The organism is Nioella ostreopsis, assembly GCF_004000255.1.
GTDB classification, from domain to species: Bacteria; Pseudomonadota; Alphaproteobacteria; order Rhodobacterales; family Rhodobacteraceae; genus Nioella; species Nioella ostreopsis.
Window position 1 is genome coordinate 474,713 of record NZ_RCIQ01000001.1, and the last position, 14,981, is coordinate 489,693.

General features: G+C 64.5%; 17 protein-coding genes. 13 read left to right on the forward strand and 4 right to left on the reverse strand.

Features of this window, described 5'->3' with window-relative positions; genetic code table 11:
* Nucleotides 1-57 precede the first annotated feature (57 nt).
* Nucleotides 58-489 (forward strand): hypothetical protein, encoded by a 432-nt coding sequence (locus tag EP237_RS02425; protein ID WP_127557700.1) that lies wholly within the window; start codon nucleotides 58-60, stop codon nucleotides 487-489.
* Here EP237_RS02425 and dprA read toward each other — a convergent pair.
* The 3 genes from dprA to tldD form a co-directional block, all read right to left on the reverse strand.
* A complete protein-coding gene (gene dprA, locus EP237_RS02430) occupies nucleotides 456-1,649 on the reverse strand; it encodes a DNA-processing protein DprA (protein ID WP_127557702.1) in 1,194 nt (397 codons plus the stop codon). The two genes, EP237_RS02425 and dprA, sit on opposite strands and share 34 nt — an antisense overlap.
* A 44-nt stretch (nucleotides 1,650-1,693) precedes the next feature.
* Complete coding sequence (locus EP237_RS02435; RefSeq protein WP_127557704.1) at nucleotides 1,694-2,185, reverse strand: GNAT family N-acetyltransferase; 492 nt, start codon at nucleotides 2,183-2,185, stop codon at nucleotides 1,694-1,696.
* Between the two features lie 85 nt (nucleotides 2,186-2,270).
* Entirely contained in the window at nucleotides 2,271-3,695 is a 1,425-nt protein-coding gene (gene tldD, locus EP237_RS02440) for a metalloprotease TldD (RefSeq protein ID WP_127557706.1), read from the reverse strand.
* A 183-nt stretch (nucleotides 3,696-3,878) separates the two neighbouring features.
* Here tldD and coxB point away from each other — a divergent pair, with 183 nt between their 5' ends.
* The 12 genes from coxB (at nucleotide 3,879) to EP237_RS02500 (ending at nucleotide 14,435) form a co-directional block, all read left to right on the forward strand.
* The gene (coxB, locus tag EP237_RS02445) at nucleotides 3,879-4,766 is read left to right on the forward strand and encodes a cytochrome c oxidase subunit II (protein WP_127557708.1); all 888 of its coding nucleotides are present in this window, start codon (nucleotides 3,879-3,881) and stop codon (nucleotides 4,764-4,766) included.
* Nucleotides 4,767-4,837: 71 nt separating this feature from the next.
* Nucleotides 4,838-5,776: a heme o synthase gene (cyoE, locus tag EP237_RS02450; RefSeq protein WP_127557710.1), complete on the forward strand. Its 939-nt coding sequence runs from the start codon at nucleotides 4,838-4,840 to the stop codon at nucleotides 5,774-5,776.
* Between the two features lies 1 nt (nucleotide 5,777).
* Entirely contained in the window at nucleotides 5,778-5,972 is a 195-nt protein-coding gene (locus EP237_RS02455) for a hypothetical protein (protein WP_127557712.1), read from the forward strand.
* Nucleotides 5,969-6,544, forward strand: a complete 576-nt coding sequence (locus EP237_RS02460; protein ID WP_127557714.1) for a cytochrome c oxidase assembly protein — start codon at nucleotides 5,969-5,971, stop codon at nucleotides 6,542-6,544. The genes EP237_RS02455 and EP237_RS02460 overlap by 4 nt, the downstream gene beginning before the upstream one ends.
* Nucleotides 6,545-6,564: 20 nt before the next feature.
* A complete protein-coding gene (locus tag EP237_RS02465; RefSeq protein ID WP_127557716.1) occupies nucleotides 6,565-7,380 on the forward strand; it encodes a cytochrome c oxidase subunit 3 in 816 nt (271 codons plus the stop codon).
* A gap of 144 nt (nucleotides 7,381-7,524) precedes the next feature.
* The gene (locus EP237_RS02470; RefSeq protein WP_127557718.1) at nucleotides 7,525-8,202 is read left to right on the forward strand and encodes an SURF1 family protein; all 678 of its coding nucleotides are present in this window, start codon (nucleotides 7,525-7,527) and stop codon (nucleotides 8,200-8,202) included.
* A gap of 16 nt (nucleotides 8,203-8,218) precedes the next feature.
* Entirely contained in the window at nucleotides 8,219-9,607 is a 1,389-nt protein-coding gene (gene thrC, locus EP237_RS02475) for a threonine synthase (protein ID WP_127557720.1), read from the forward strand.
* Nucleotides 9,604-10,866, forward strand: coding sequence for a M16 family metallopeptidase (locus EP237_RS02480; RefSeq protein ID WP_127557722.1), 1,263 nt, complete (start codon nucleotides 9,604-9,606; stop codon nucleotides 10,864-10,866). The genes thrC and EP237_RS02480 overlap by 4 nt, the downstream gene beginning before the upstream one ends.
* Nucleotides 10,866-11,450 carry a GNAT family N-acetyltransferase gene (locus EP237_RS02485; protein ID WP_127557724.1) on the forward strand — a complete coding sequence of 195 codons (585 nt, stop codon included), beginning with the start codon at nucleotides 10,866-10,868 and terminating at the stop codon, nucleotides 11,448-11,450. Before EP237_RS02480 ends, EP237_RS02485 begins: the two co-directional genes overlap by 1 nt.
* 11 nt (nucleotides 11,451-11,461) lie before the next feature.
* A complete protein-coding gene (locus EP237_RS02490; RefSeq protein WP_127557726.1) occupies nucleotides 11,462-11,995 on the forward strand; it encodes a DUF1697 domain-containing protein in 534 nt (177 codons plus the stop codon).
* A complete protein-coding gene (locus EP237_RS02495; protein WP_127557728.1) occupies nucleotides 11,992-13,413 on the forward strand; it encodes an FAD-binding oxidoreductase in 1,422 nt (473 codons plus the stop codon). Before EP237_RS02490 ends, EP237_RS02495 begins: the two co-directional genes overlap by 4 nt.
* Nucleotides 13,414-13,658: 245 nt before the next feature.
* The gene (locus tag EP237_RS02500) at nucleotides 13,659-14,435 is read left to right on the forward strand and encodes a hypothetical protein (protein ID WP_127557730.1); all 777 of its coding nucleotides are present in this window, start codon (nucleotides 13,659-13,661) and stop codon (nucleotides 14,433-14,435) included.
* Here the strand turns inward: EP237_RS02500 and EP237_RS02505 are convergent.
* Entirely contained in the window at nucleotides 14,432-14,971 is a 540-nt protein-coding gene (locus tag EP237_RS02505) for an adenine phosphoribosyltransferase (protein WP_127557732.1), read from the reverse strand. The two genes, EP237_RS02500 and EP237_RS02505, sit on opposite strands and share 4 nt — an antisense overlap.
* Nucleotides 14,972-14,981: the final 10 nt, after the last annotated feature.

Below are 14,981 nucleotides of genomic sequence, written 5' to 3' on the forward strand. Positions count from 1 at the left end.
TTGTCAATGCGCTATCGGAAAAAGACAATGCGGCCATTCAACCGAAGGATTTTGTGCATGAGGTTTCTTCTGTCCTGCGTTCTTGGCCTCTGCCTTTTGACGGTGGCCCATGCCGACCCGGTCGAGCCGCCGCGCGGCAGCGCCCTGCGCGCCGAGTTGCTGGATACGATCCGCCGCGATGTGGAGCCGCGCTTTGGCGGGCCGGTCGAATTTGTGGTGGATGTTTTGCTGGTTCAGGACAGGCGGGCCATCGCCAACCTGACCGCGCAACACCCCGGAGGCGCACCGATTGATCTGACAACGACACCGCTGGTCACCGTCGAGGGCATTCCGCCCGACCTGATCGACGGGCCGACAGTGCAGGCTTACCTGTATCGACCCGGCACCTATTGGCAGATCGTGGAATATTCCATCGGCGCCACGGATGCCTGGTGGTGGGGATGGGATTGCCGCAATTACGGGGATTTCTTTCCCGAACCGCTGTGCTGAGCGGCCAGGGAAATCAGCCCGCCGGGCTGGCGCTGGACTGCCCCTTCCAGTTCCATCCGGGACAGCACGGCGGCGGCCTCGAACGGGCTCATACCCAGATCGCGCAGCAATTGGTCCTCCGCCACAGGGGTGGGGCCGAGCTGTGACAGGATGCGGGAATTGAGCGCCGCCCGGTCGCGCCAGTCTCGTTCGGGCTGTTTGGGTAGTTCCGGAATCTCCGCAAGCGGCAGGTGGGGCTGGCGGGCGCGTTTCTCTGCCGGCCCGATGGCCTCGATCACGTCCTCGGCGCCGCGCACCAAGGTGGCCCCGTCGCGCAGCAGCATGTTGCAGCCAGAGGCGCGGGTGTCCATCGGGTGGCCTGGGACGGCCAGCACCTCCCGCCCCTGATCGAGCGCGTTGCGGGCCGTGATCAGCGAGCCGGACCGCGCCGCCGCCTCCACCACGATCACGGCGCGGGCAAGGCCCGACACGATACGGTTTCGCTGCGGGAAATGACGCGCCTGCGGATCCAGCCCGAACGGCTGTTCGGACAGGCGCAGGCCCTGTTTTGCGATCTCATGCGCCAGATCGCTGTTTTCCGCGGGGTAAAGCACATCGAGCCCCCCCGCCTGAACCGCAATGGTCCCATTTTTCAGGGCCGCGTGATGGGCCAGCGCGTCGATACCACGGGCGAGGCCAGAGACGATGACAAACCCCGCCTCCGCCAGGTCCCCCGCCAGCTTGCGCGCCATGCGGCTGCCGAGGGACGATGCATTGCGGGTGCCGACCATGGCCAGCATCGGGCGATCCAGCAGACGCGTGTCGCCGAGAGCCCAGAGGATCGGCGGCGCATCGGCGCAGTCGGCCAGGTCGGCGGGATAGCCCGGATCGCCAAGGCTGAGCAGGCGCGCGCCCATCCGGCGGGCGGCCTTCGCTTCGGCCAGTGCGGCGGATTCGGAGAACACCTCGTATGCGTCGACGCCCGCCTGTTTCGCAACCTCCGGCAAGGCGGCAAGGGCCGCTTCCGCGCTGCCATGTTCTGCCAGCAGCCGCCGGAAGGTGGCAGGCCCGACCCGGCGCGACCGGATCAGGCGCAGCCGCGCCAGCCTGTCGGCATTATCCGCCGAGGGGCCGGGGCGATAGGCGGTGGCCGCCTCGAAAAACCCTGTATCATGATCCATCCACATGAGTCGGAAGGCTAGGCGGCAAGGGGTTAACAGGCGGTTTACGGGTCGAGAGTCACGCGTTTTGCAAAGAACCGCAGTTTCAGGCGGAAGGGTCCGGCAGAGCTGTCCACCTCGGCCTCGCCCGCGCCGGTCTCTTCCCAGCCCTGTCGCGCGTAGAACCGTGCCGCGCGGTCGTTCCCGATCCCGATATCGAGCCGCGCCAGCCCGACCCCACGCGCCGCCAGCCGCGTCTCGCCATCGGCCAGCAACCGGGCGGCCAGCCCGTTCGAACGGGCTTCCGGCGCCACGTATAGCTGGTAGATCTCATCATCGCGGATCGCACAGAAGCCGAGGGCGGGATCGTCACCCGCCATGATCGTGTCGGGCAGCAGGGCGACAAGACGCCGGGCAAAGTCTTCCTCCGTCCTGAGGGCCGTCAGGGCGGGCGGAGTGTAGGCGGCATGGGCCTCATGCCAGCCTGCGTGCCACAGCCGGGCCAGCGCCGGAACATCCTCGGCGCGTGCGGGGCGCAGCGGGGGCAGGGACGTCATGCGGCTGTCTTCACCTTGCAAGGATGTGATGCCAGGCCATAGCCCGCACGCCTGAGTGTCATCATCGTCCTGCCCGCAAATGGCCTCATGCCGCCGAACCGCCCACGGTCAACCCGCCGATCAGCAGGGTCGGCTGGCCCACGCCCACGGGCACCCACTGACCCGCCTTTCCGCAGGTCCCCATGCCGGGATCGAGCGCCATGTCATTGCCGATGGCGCGGATCTGGTTCAGCGCCGTGGCGCCGTCCCCGATCAGCGTGGCACCCTTGACCGGCGCGCCGACCTTGCCGTTTTGCACCCGGTAAGCCTCGGTGCAGCTGAACACGAATTTGCCATTGGTGATATCGACCTGACCACCGCCAAAGCCCACGGCATAGATGCCGTCCTTGAGGCTTGCCACGATATCGCCGGGGTCGGTGTCACCGCCCAACATATAGGTATTGGTCATGCGCGGCATGGGGGCGTGGGAATGGCTTTCGCGGCGGCCATTGCCGGTGGCGGGGACGCCCATCAGCCGGGCGTTCTGCCGGTCCTGCATGAAACCCACAAGGATGCCGTCCTCAATGAGCGTGGTCTTGGAACTTGGCGTGCCTTCATCATCAACAGTAATCGACCCGCGCCGGTCGGGGATGGTGCCGTCATCGAGCACGGTCACCCCCTTGGCCGCGACCTGTTTGCCCATCAGACCGGCGAAGGCGGAACTCTTCTTGCGGTTGAAGTCGCCTTCCAGCCCGTGGCCCACGGCCTCGTGCAGCAGGATGCCCGGCCAGCCAGGGCCGAGCGCCACGTCCATGATGCCCGCCGGGGCGGGAACAGCCCCGAGGTTGACCACGGCGATGCGCAACGCCTCGCGCGCAAGCGCTTGCCAATTGGTCAGGTCCAGCCAGTCGCCAAGCTCCACCCGGCCGCCGCCGCCCGCATTGCCGGATTCGCGGCGACCGTTTTCCTCGACGATGACCGAGACATTGACGCGGATCATCGGGCGCGCGTCAGAGACATGCACCGCGTCCGGGCGCAGGATCTCGACCTCCTGGTGCGAGGCGGCAAGGCTGACGGAGACCTGCACAACACGCGGATCCAGCCCGCGCGCATAGGCGTCGACCTCTTTCAGAATGTCGAGCTTGGCCCCGAATCCCGCCCCCGCCATCGGGTCCGCATCGGTATAGAGACGGCGATTCGTGGCCTGCGGCGCATCGGCCCAGGTGCCGCCACCGTCGCCCACGGCCAGACGGGCGGTTTCGGACGCGCGGCGCAGCGCGGCCTCGGAGATGTCGGTGGAATGGGCGTAGCCCGCGACCTCGCCGCGCACGGCGCGCAGGCCGAAGCCCTCGGAGGCGTCATAACTCGCGGTTTTCACCCGACCATCGTCGAACAGCAGCATTTCCGAGCGTTTGCGCTCCAGAAACAGTTCCCCGTCATCGGCCCCGTCGGTGGCGGCGCGCAATATCGACAGGGCCGCGTCCTTGTCGAGCTGGGTCTCGAAGGGGCTGAAGGCAGCGCTTTGGGTCATGAGGGAAGGGACCTTTCCAAGCCGAAAATGATCTGTGTCAACCAAAACCGGACAATCAACGAGGTGAGACATTTTTCACCACTGTCTTGTCACGATCCCATCTATATGGTTCTACAGCAGATAGACGCAACGGGGGTGAGCGTGGCCGATCCGGCCGGTCCCCGCAAGGACAGGACGATAAGAATGCAACTTCTCAAGAAGCTGAACGGCCTCTGGGCCGGTATTGGTGCAACATTCGCCGCTGGCATGGCTGCCGCGCAAACCGCACCCGAGGGACTGGAAATCATCGGCGCGCCCACCCCGGGCGGCACCGGATGGCAACCCGCAGCCACCAGCCTGGCCGAGCAGATCCATTTCCTGAATGGCATGCTGCTCTACATCATCGCGGCGATCTGTATCTTCGTGCTGGCCCTGCTGGTCTGGGTCATCCTGCGTTACAACGCCCGGTCCAACCCGACCCCGGCGACTTTCAGCCACAACACCCCCATCGAGGTGACCTGGACGCTGGTGCCGCTTGGCATCCTCGTTTTCATCGGGGCCTTCTCGCTGCCGGTCCTGTTCAACCAGCAGGAGATTCCGGAAGGCGACGTGGTGATCAAGGCGACCGGCCATCAGTGGTACTGGAGCTATGAATACCCCGGCACCGATATCGACTTCGCAAGCTACATGCTGACCCGCGAAGAGCTGGAAGAGCATGGCTACAGCCAGGATGAATACCTGCTGGCCACCGACACCGCCGTCGTGGTGCCGACGGGTCAGACCATCGTGATGCAGGTGACCGCCTCTGACGTGATCCACAGCTGGACGATCCCCTCCTTCGGTGTGAAGCAGGATGGCGTTCCGGGCCGTCTGGCGGAACTTTGGTTCGAGGTCGATGAAGGCAACGAAGGCATCTATTTTGGCCAGTGTTCCGAACTCTGCGGCCTGAACCACGCCTTCATGCCGATCACCGTCATGGCCGTGACCACCGAGGAATACGAGGCGTGGCTTGCCGGCGGCGGCACTGATTTCGCGTCGCTGATGGATGGCTCCATCGCCGGTGATATCGAACTGGCTTCGGCCGAAGACTAAGCTAAATCACTGGTCACGGGCGGCCCTGTCCCCGTCCGTGATCAATCCCAATCCAGCGACACAGGCCCGAAATGAGCGATTTTACCGCGAATACCAGCAGCACCCCGCAAGAGGCGCAGTTCGGCGATTATATCGCCCTGCTCAAGCCGCGCGTGATGTCGCTTGTCGTGTTCACGGCCTTCGTGGGGCTGATGGTCGCGCCTGTGTCTGTGCCGCCGGTCGATGCCTTTACGGCGATCCTGTTCATTGCCCTTGGCGGCGGTGCGTCCGGCGCGCTGAACATGTGGTATGACCGCGACATCGACCAGGTGATGAAGCGCACGCAGTCGCGCCCGATCCCTTCGGGCCGCGTGGCCCCCGGCGAGGCGTTGAGCCTTGGGCTCTGGCTGTCGGCGCTGTCCGTGGTGATGCTGGGTCTTGCGGCCAACTGGTTTGCGGCTGCCTTCCTGGCCTTCACGATCTTCTTCTATGCGGTTGTCTACACGGTCTGGCTCAAGCGCTGGACGCCGCAGAACATCGTGATCGGCGGCGCTGCAGGGGCCTTCCCCCCGATGATCGGATGGGCCGTGGCAACGGGTGGCGTTTCAATCGAATCCGTTCTGATGTTCGCGCTGATCTTCATGTGGACGCCGCCCCATTTCTGGGCCTTGGCGCTGTTCATGAAATCCGACTATGACGAGGCCAAGGTGCCGATGCTGACCGTGACCCATGGCCGGCCCCACACCCGCAAGATGGTCCTCGTCTACACGCTCCTGCTGGCCCCCGTTGCCATCGCCACCGGCCTCACCTCCATTGGCGGCCCGGTCTACATGGCCGCTGCCGTGGTGCTGAACATCCTGTTCGTGAAGGGTGGCTACGATATCTGGAAGCGCACTGAGGCACAGGCGCTGGAAGACGACTACAAGACCGAGAAAAAGGTCTTCCGGTTCTCGCTGCTCTATCTTTTCCTGCATTTCGGCGCGTTGCTGGCCGAGGCCGGGCTGAGCAGCTTCGGGTTGGGGGGCTGGTAAGATGCCGATCACCGAGACCCACGAAATTCACAAGCGCCGCTTTGGCCGCAATCTGGGCGTCGCCCTGACGCTTCTGGGGTTTGTCGCCATCGTCTTCATGCTGACCATGTCCAAGATCCGCAATGGCGGTTCGGTCGAGGCGTTCGATCATTCGGTGCGCCCGTCGATCACGCAAAGCGAGGGGGAAAGCCAATGACCAATCAGCCAACTCCGAACTACAGCAAGACCGTGTGGAAGCTGGTCGGTGTCGTCAGCTTCATGCTCGCGCTCGGCTTCGCCTCCGTGCCGCTTTACGATCTGTTCTGCCGCGTCACCGGGTTCGGCGGCACCACATCGGTGTCTGAAACCGGCAGTGATGTGATACTCGACCAGACCATCCTGATCCGCTTCGACGCGTCGCTCGATCACAATATGGAATGGGAGTTTGAAGCGCCCTCCGAGCCGATGGAAATCCGCATCGGCGAAACCGGCATGGCCTTCTACACCGCCTATAACCCCACCGACCGGCCGATTGCCGGAACGGCGGCCTATAACGTCACGCCCTATGTGGCGGGCGGCTATTTCTCCAAGATCGCGTGTTTCTGCTTTACCGAGCAGATCCTCGACCCCGGTGAACGGGTCGAGATGCCCGTGACCTTCTATGTGGACCCCGCGATCGTCGACGATCCGGAAGCCAGCCACATCCCCGCAATAACCTTGTCCTATACGTTCTACGAAACGGACTTGCCCGAAGACGAATACGCCGCGCTAGATGGCGACAGTGAGTGACCACGGAAGGACCGCACAAAATGGCCCACGCTAAAAACCACGACTATCATATTCTCACGCCTTCGATTTACCCGTTTCTGGGGGCCATCGCCGCATTTCTGATGCTCTCGGGCGCGGTTCTCTGGATCTCGGGCAGCGGCCCGTGGCTCTTTGCCATCGGCTTCATTGGTGTTCTCTACGTCATGTTCGGCTGGTGGAAGGACATGGTCGCCGAGGGCAATGGCGGTGTCGATCACACGCCTGTCGTGCGGATCGGCCTGCGCTATGGCTTCATCCTGTTCATCATTTCCGAGGTGATGTTCTTCCTCGCGTGGTTCTGGGCGTTCTTCAAGCACACCCTCTACCCGATGAGTGAGTATGAGGGCTCCACCTATGTGACCCCCGACATTCACGTGGTTGACGCGTTCCACCTGCCGCTGATGAACACGCTGGTCCTGTTGTTGTCCGGCTGTGCCGTGACCTGGGCCCACCACGCGCTTGTGCATGAAAACAACCGCAAGGACCTGATCTGGGGCCTGGCCATCGGGATCATCCTCGGCCTCTTCTTCACCGCCCTCCAGGCGTATGAATACTGGGAACTGATCGCTCATGAAGGTTGGAGCTTCGGTGGCGACCGCTTCTACGGCACGTTCTTCATGGCCACCGGGTTCCACGGTCTTCACGTGATCATCGGGACGATCTTCCTTGCCGTCTGCCTGTTCCGCGCCATCGCCGGCGACTTCACGCCCGAGCGTCACGCAGGGTTCGAGGCCGCCGCATGGTACTGGCACTTCGTGGACGTCGTCTGGCTGTTCCTGTTCTTCGCCGTCTACATCTGGGGTCAGTCGACCCTGTGATTTCGGGCCGCCTGTGCGGGGCGGCCTTGCATGTCCGGCGCGCCTGCAGTCTCGCCAGGACATCTTGCGAACGGGCAATGATGCCAAGTAACGAAGCAAAGGGCCGGCCACGGGGTCGGCCTTTTCCTGTGAGGGACGCAGAGAATGAAACGGGTGATCTTGCCTTTGCTGTTCGGGGTGGTGGGCTGCGCCATCCTGCTCAAGCTCGGCTTCTGGCAGGTGGACAGGCTGGCCTGGAAACAGGCGCTGCTGGCCGATATCGACGCGCGGATTGTGGCCGCGCCCGTGGGCCTGCCTGACACCCCGACCGAGGACCGGGACCAGTTCCTGCCGGTGGCCGTGTCCGGCATGATCGGGGAGGGAGAGATTACCATCCTCGCCTCGCTTCGCAATGCCGGGCCGGTCTTTCGCATCATCCGTGATTTCGAAACCGAGGACGGGCGGCGCATCCTGATCGACATGGGCTTCGTGCCCGAAACCGAGCGCGAAACGCCTCGCGCGGGCAATGTCCCCGCCGATCTGGTTGGCAATCTGCACTGGCCCGATGAAATCGGCAATCAGACCCCCGCACCTGATCTGGACGCCGGGATCTGGTTTGCCCGAGATATCCCGGCCATGGCCGAGACCCTGAATACCGAACCCGTCCTGCTGGTTTTGCGCGATCCGCCGCAAATTGACCTCGGCGTGACGCCCTTCCCCGTGGACAGCGGCGCGATTCCGAATGACCACTTGTCCTACGCGATCACCTGGTTTCTGCTGGCAGCCGTGTGGTTGGGGATGACACTCTACCTTGTCTGGCGTATCAGCAGGCGAGCGAACTGAAGGCACTGAATTACCCATGCGTTATGTCTCGACCAGGGGCGCGGCCCCGGACCTGAGTTTTGAAGAAGCGATGCTGACCGGGCTGGCCCGCGACGGGGGGCTCTACGTGCCTGCCGAGATCCCGGCGATGAGCCATGCCGACATCGCCGCGCTGGCAGGGCTGAGCTATGAAGAGGTCGCCTTTCGCGTCATGCGCCCCTTCATCGGCGATGCCTTCACCGACGCCGAATTCGCCGACATCATCGCCAAGGCCTATGCAGGCTTCGGCCACGCCGCGCGCGCGCCCCTGGTGCAGCTTGCGCCCAACCATTTCCTGCTGGAGCTGTTCCACGGCCCGACGCTGGCCTTCAAGGATTTCGCCATGCAGCTGATCGGTCAGCTGTTCCAGGCGTCTCTCAGCCGCTCCGGCAAGCGTGTGACCATCGTCGGCGCGACCTCGGGCGATACCGGATCCGCGGCGATGGAGGCGTTCCGGGGCCTCGACAATGTGGATGTCTTCATCCTCTTCCCCCATGGCCGCGTCAGCGACGTGCAGCGCCGCCAGATGACCACGGTGAGCGAATCCAATGCCCATGCCCTCGCCCTGACCGGTGATTTCGACGATTGCCAGGCGCGGCTGAAGGACATGTTCAACGACCACGCCTTCCGCGACGAGGTGCATCTTGCGGGCGTCAACTCGATCAACTGGGCGCGGGTTCTGGCGCAGGTCGTATACTATTTCACGGCAGCCGTGTCCCTCGGTGCGCCGCATCGCGCGGTCAGCTTCACTGTGCCCACGGGCAATTTCGGCGACATTTTCGCAGGCTACATCGCCAAACGCATGGGGTTGCCGATTGAGAAGCTCGTCATCGCCACCAACCAGAACGACATTCTGCACCGGGCGATTGCGGGCGGGGCCTATGAAACCCATGGCGTCACGCCCTCGATCAGCCCCTCGATGGATATTCAGGTGTCCTCCAACTTCGAACGGGCGCTGTTCGATGTCTACGACCGCGACGGCGGGGCCGTGGCGCAGCTGATGGAAGAATTGAAGACGCAGGGTGGGTTCAAGATTTCCCAAGGCGCGCTGGAACGGCTGCGGGGGCTTTTTGCCTCTGGCCGTTGCTCGGAAGAGGAAACCCTCGCCATGATCGCCCGTGCGAATGCGGAAATGGGCGAGCTTCTGTGCCCGCACAGCGCCGTCGGCGTCCATGTCGCGCAGGACCATCTGGGCGCCACGCCGATGATCACGCTGGCTACAGCCCATCCGGCGAAATTCCCCGATGCGGTGGAACAGGCCAGCGGTATCCGCCCCGGCCTGCCCGCGCGCATGGCAGACCTCTTCGACCGGGAAGAGCGCGTGACCCGCGTGGAAAACGACCTCGCCTCGCTACAGGCCCTCGTGAGGAAGGAGCGCGCCGCTTGACCGTGCAACTTCATACCCTCGCCAATGGCCTGCGCGTGGTGACCGAGTACATGCCGTCGCTGCAATCGGCGGCGATCGGCATCTGGGTCAATGCGGGCGGGCGGCATGAACTGCCCGAACAGAACGGCATTGCCCATTTCCTCGAACATATGGCCTTCAAGGGCACCAAGCGGCGCAGCGCGCTGCAGATCGCCGAGGAAATCGAGGATGTGGGCGGCTATATCAACGCCTATACCAGCCGCGAGGTGACGGCCTATTATGCCCGCGTCCTGAAAGACGACGTGCCGCTGGCGATGGATCTGATTTCCGACATCCTGCTGAACCCGGTCTTCGACCCTCGCGAGATCGAGGTTGAACGCGGCGTGATCCTGCAGGAAATCGGGCAGGCGCTCGATACGCCCGACGACATCATCTTCGACTGGCTGCAGGAAGTGGCCTATCCCGAACAGCCCCTTGGCCGGACCATCCTTGGCCCGGTGGAGCGGGTGAAGGCCTTCGACAAGCCTGACCTGCAACGCTTCGTGGCGGAACATTACGGGCCGGGGCAGATGATCCTGTCTGCCGCCGGGGCCGTGGACCATGAGGAGATTGTGCGTCTGGCAGAGGCCGCCTTCGGCCACCTGCCCGCCGTCAAGGTCTCCACCGCGCTGCCCGGCGTCTTCCATGGCGGCGAGCGGCGGGAAGTCAAACAGCTGGAACAGGCGCATTTCACGCTGGCGCTGGAGGCCCCCGGCTACCGGTCCGACGATATCTACACCGCGCAGATCTACGCCACCGCACTTGGCGGCGGCATGTCCTCGCGGCTTTTCCAGGAGATCCGCGAAAAGCGGGGGCTGTGCTACACGATTTTCAGCCAGGTCGGGGCCTATGACGACACGGGGCTGATGACGATCTATGCGGGCACTGGCGGCGAGGATCTGGCGGCGCTGTCGGACCTCACCATCGAAGAGGTGCGCCGGTCCGTTGACGGGTTGACCGAAGCGGAAATCGACCGCGCCCGCGCGCAGATGAAGGCCGGCATGCTGATGGGTCTGGAAAGCCCCTCGGCGCGGGCCGAGCGGCTGGCGCGACTGGTCGCGATCTGGGACCGGGTGCCGCCGCTTCAGGAAAGCATCGACCGGATCGACGCCGTGGACCGCGCCGCCGTGCGTGCGCATGCGGCGTCCCTTGTCGGCTCGGGTCGGGCCGCCATGGCGCTTTATGGCCCCGTGGACCGTGGCCCCCGCGTTGCCGAATTGGTGGAGCGTCTGGCCGCCTGATGATTGCCCGCAAGAAGAGACTCCGCATTGAAACCGAGCGCATGAGCCTGCGCCTTCCGGTTCATTCGGATTATCGGGCCTGGGCCAGCTTGCGAGACCATTCCGCAGACTTCCTGCAACCCTGGGAACCCACCTGGGCCGCCGATCATCTGACGCGCAAGAGCTTCACCAACCGGGTCTACTGGGCGCAACGGTCCATGGGCAATGGCAGCGCGGTGCCACTGTTTCTGATCCGCCGGACCGATGACGCGCTTGTCGGGGCGATCACGCTGGACAATATCCGTCGCGGGCCGGCACAGGCGGGCACACTTGGCTACTGGATCGGCGCACCGTTTCAACGCCACGGCTATATGCTGGAGGCCATTCAGGCCGTCGCCCATTATGCCTTCCGCGATCTGGATATCAGCCGGTTGGAAGCTGCCTGCCTGCCCGAAAACGCGCCGTCGCGCGGGGTATTGGAGAAGGCTGGGTTCAAGTATGAAGGTGTCGCGCAAAGCTATCTGCAGATCAACGGGCGCTGGCGCAATCATGTGCTCTACGCCATGCTGAGGAATGACAGGCGCGGACGGTCCGACGCGGGGTAAAGGAGGCGGCGATGACGCGCTGTGTGGCTCTGCTGCGAGGGGTCAATGTGGGTGGCAGGAACAGGTTGCCCATGGCCGACTGGCGGGCGCTGCTGGAAACGCGCGGCTATCGCGATCTGGCCACCTATATCCAAAGCGGAAATGCGGTATTCGAGGCCGAGGACACACCGGAAACGGTGCAGGCGCAGATCACCGGCGACATCGCGGCCCGGTTCGGATTTGCCCCCGGCTGTTGCGTTCTGACGGCGGAGGATCTGGACAAGGCCCTGGCCGCCAATCCTTTCCCCGAGGCCGTTGATACCCCCAAGACGCTGCATCTGGTTTTCCTGCGTGGCGAGGCTGCGCTGGACGAGGCGGCGGCAGAGACCCTTTGCACGGCACAGGAGCAGTTTCGCATGGGGCAGGGGGTGTTCTACCTTTACACGCCGAACGGCTATGGCCGGTCCAAACTGGCAGAAGGGCTGAACCGGGTGCTGAAGGCGGATCTTCTGACCGCGCGCAACCTGTCCAGCTGCCTCAAGCTGCAGGGGATGGCACGAGCATGACCCAGCTTAGCCCCGCCGATGCTGCCTTTATCGCCCGACTTGCCGCCGATCTGCCCGAGGGTGTGCTGAGCGACGTGGAGCCGCGCTACCTGGCCGAACCCCGTGGCCTCTATCACGGTCAGGCCATGGCGCTCGCCCGACCGCGCAACACCGAGGAGGTCGCAACGCTGGTCCGCCACGCGGCCGCCGCGCGCGTTCCCGTTGTGCCCTACGGCGGCGGCACCGGGCTGGTTGCCGGGCAGGTGGCGTGGGATGGCCCCGCGCCACTGGTGATCAGCCTCGAACGGATGACGGCCACGCGCGGGCTGGACCCGCTGGCAGGCACCTTGACGGTCGAGGCCGGTGCGATCCTGGCCGATGTTCAGGCGGTGGCGGAGGGGGCGGGAAAGCTCTTCCCCCTGTCGCTCGCCAGCGAAGGATCTGCCCGGATCGGCGGGCTGCTGTCGACCAATGCGGGTGGCGTCAACGTGCTGCGCTATGGCAATGCCCGCGATCTGGTTCTGGGTGTCGAGGCCGTCTTGCCCACGGGCGAGGTGCTGCACGGGCTGAAGGGGCTGCGCAAGGACAACCTCGGCTATGACCTGCGCCATCTGCTGATCGGGGCGGAGGGCACACTTGGCATCATCACCGCCGCCTGCCTGCGGCTGGTGCCGCGCCCTGCCGATCAGGCCACCGCGCTGATGGTGGTGGACAGCCCCGCCGACGCGCTGCGCCTTCTGGATTTGGCGCGTGATCTGGTGGGGGATGGGCTGTCGGCGTTCGAGCTGATTGCCCGCGCCGGGCTGGAGTTTCTCGACGAGGTCGGGCCGGAGATCCGCCAGCCCTTCGCCGAGAAGCCCGCCTGGATGTGCCTAATCGACCTGGGCTTGCCGAAAGGCCAGTGCGCGGGCGAGGCGTTGCTGGCGCTCTTTGAGGCTGCTGCCGGGGCCGGGTTGGTGCAGGACGGGCTGATTTCTCAATCCGAGACGCAGCGGCAGGACTTCTGGGCGATCCGGGAATCGATTCCGGAGGCCAACAAGCGGGTCGGGGCAATCTCCAGCCACGATATTTCCGTGCCCATTGGCGCGATCCCGGACTTTCTTGCGCAAGGCCGGCAGAGCGTGGCGCATCTGGGGCCGGTGCGCATCAATGCCTTCGGTCATCTTGGGGACGGGAACCTTCACTACAACGTTTTCCCACCCAGGGGAGAGGCGCGTGAAGACTGGCTCGACCGGCGAGAAGAGGTCAAGGGGCTGATCCACGACCTTGTGCATCGGATGGGCGGCTCGGTCTCGGCCGAACATGGGGTCGGGCGGCTGAAAGTGGGCGATCTGGAACGCTATGGCGACCCGGCCAGCCTTGCGGCGATGCGGGCGATCAAGGCGGCGCTGGACCCTGTCGGCATCATGAATCCCGGCGCGGTCTTACGCGCCGATTAAGCCCCTGAAAGGGGTGACGCCCCGCCGGGGGTGACGGGGCGTCTTGGGGTCTTGAGTTAGCAAGCAACAATGTTCGTGAGTGACGAACAGCTCCTTTCTAACCGGTCAATGGTTAAGCAATCGTAAAGCGTCCGACATTTTTCACGGGATGCGCAGCTCCGGATTTGCGTCAGATCAAGGCGGATTTCCGGGCCGTGCGGCTAGGCTGAGGGAACACAGGCTGCAACGGACAAGGGATAGCCTCGATGGCGCGGGTGCCGCGAAATGTCATAACCGTTTCCCCGCCGAACCTGGACAGAACCGGGTTTCTAAGCCTTGAGCAGGGTCTTGCCGGGCCGGATCTGCCGACCGGGCGTGACTGGCTGATTGACCGGCTGACCGAGGGACTTCAGGTGCGCATGCTGCGCCCTCCCTTGCGTGGATTCATCGAGTTCATTCCGGGGCGCGCCACATGGCGCCCGATCCGGGAGGCGGACCAATCGGTGGTGATCGAATGTCTGCGGGTCGATGCGACAGCCGGGCGGAGCGTGGGCATCGGGGCGCTCTTGCGCGTCGCCGAGGATTGGGCGCGCTACTATGGCTTCTCCTCGCTTTTGATGCTGCTCCGCAACACGGACGATCCGGACATGCGCGCGGAGCTGCGCCGCCAGAGCTACCAGGTGGTCGATCAGACGATTGGCGGGATGCAGCTTTGGGGGCTGGTCCTGCAGGGGCCGGTGGCGCTGCCCTTGCTGCCGCAGGACTGGCGAAGCAGGGCAGCACAATTGGGGCCGGGGCTGGTGATCCAGACTCTGGGACATGGCGACCGCAATCGGAGCCGTGCCGAGGACCTGCTGACCCTGGGTGGCGAGGCCGGGCTCCTGTCGCGGCTGGACCATATCCGCACGGCCGAACAGGCCCGCACGCGGCTGGCGTGCCCCGATGCCATGTCCTGTGTGGCCCTGGAGGGGGAACTGGTCGGCAACAGCGATTGGTCTGTGATGCAACTCTGGCAGGAGATCCGCCGGCGCAAGCGGCTCTAGTCGCCCTCGAAGGCGCATAGCGTATGGACGGACATGCCCATGGCCTCCAGCCGTTTGCGCCCGCCCAGATCCGGCAGGTCCACAACGAAAGCGGTGCCCACCACCTGCGCGCCCAACCGTTCGATCAGCTTGATTCCGGCCTCTGCCGTGCCGCCCGTGGCCAACAGGTCGTCGACCAGCAGCACGGTTTCCCCCGGTTGCAGGCAGTCGTCATGGATTTCGACCGTCGCGCTGGCATATTCCAGCGTGTAGTCCTGTTCGATCGTCTTGCCCGGCAGCTTGCCCTTCTTGCGGATCGGCACGAAGCCCACGGAAAGCTGATGCGCCACCGCGCCGCCCAGGATGAAACCCCGCGCCTCCAGCCCTGCCACCTTGTCGATGCGCCGCCCGACGAAGGGCGCCAGAAGTTGGTCGATAGCCAGCCGAAAGCCGCGCGGATCGAGGAACAGCGTCGTCACATCGCGGAACATGATGCCTTCATGGGGGAAGTCCGGGATCGTGCGGATATAGTCCGCGACCACCTTTTGATCGAGCATCTGAGCGGGC

Bases quoted from the DNA above. Each gene is read 5' to 3' on its own strand.
- EP237_RS02425 (WP_127557700.1), top strand. From the start codon at position 58: ATGAGGTTTCTTCTGTCCTGCGTTCTTGGCCTCTGCCTTTTGACGGTG.
- dprA (WP_127557702.1), bottom strand. From the start codon at position 1,649: ATGGATCATGATACAGGGTTTTTCGAGGCGGCCACCGCCTATCGCCCC.
- EP237_RS02435 (WP_127557704.1), bottom strand. From the start codon at position 2,185: ATGACGTCCCTGCCCCCGCTGCGCCCCGCACGCGCCGAGGATGTTCCG.
- tldD (WP_127557706.1), bottom strand. From the start codon at position 3,695: ATGACCCAAAGCGCTGCCTTCAGCCCCTTCGAGACCCAGCTCGACAAG.
- coxB (WP_127557708.1), top strand. From the start codon at position 3,879: ATGCAACTTCTCAAGAAGCTGAACGGCCTCTGGGCCGGTATTGGTGCA.
- cyoE (WP_127557710.1), top strand. From the start codon at position 4,838: ATGAGCGATTTTACCGCGAATACCAGCAGCACCCCGCAAGAGGCGCAG.
- EP237_RS02455 (WP_127557712.1), top strand. From the start codon at position 5,778: ATGCCGATCACCGAGACCCACGAAATTCACAAGCGCCGCTTTGGCCGC.
- EP237_RS02460 (WP_127557714.1), top strand. From the start codon at position 5,969: ATGACCAATCAGCCAACTCCGAACTACAGCAAGACCGTGTGGAAGCTG.
- EP237_RS02465 (WP_127557716.1), top strand. From the start codon at position 6,565: ATGGCCCACGCTAAAAACCACGACTATCATATTCTCACGCCTTCGATT.
- EP237_RS02470 (WP_127557718.1), top strand. From the start codon at position 7,525: ATGAAACGGGTGATCTTGCCTTTGCTGTTCGGGGTGGTGGGCTGCGCC.
- thrC (WP_127557720.1), top strand. From the start codon at position 8,219: ATGCGTTATGTCTCGACCAGGGGCGCGGCCCCGGACCTGAGTTTTGAA.
- EP237_RS02485 (WP_127557724.1), top strand. From the start codon at position 10,866: ATGATTGCCCGCAAGAAGAGACTCCGCATTGAAACCGAGCGCATGAGC.
- EP237_RS02490 (WP_127557726.1), top strand. From the start codon at position 11,462: ATGACGCGCTGTGTGGCTCTGCTGCGAGGGGTCAATGTGGGTGGCAGG.
- EP237_RS02495 (WP_127557728.1), top strand. From the start codon at position 11,992: ATGACCCAGCTTAGCCCCGCCGATGCTGCCTTTATCGCCCGACTTGCC.
- EP237_RS02500 (WP_127557730.1), top strand. From the start codon at position 13,659: ATGGCGCGGGTGCCGCGAAATGTCATAACCGTTTCCCCGCCGAACCTG.
- EP237_RS02505 (WP_127557732.1), bottom strand. From the start codon at position 14,971: ATGCTCGATCAAAAGGTGGTCGCGGACTATATCCGCACGATCCCGGAC.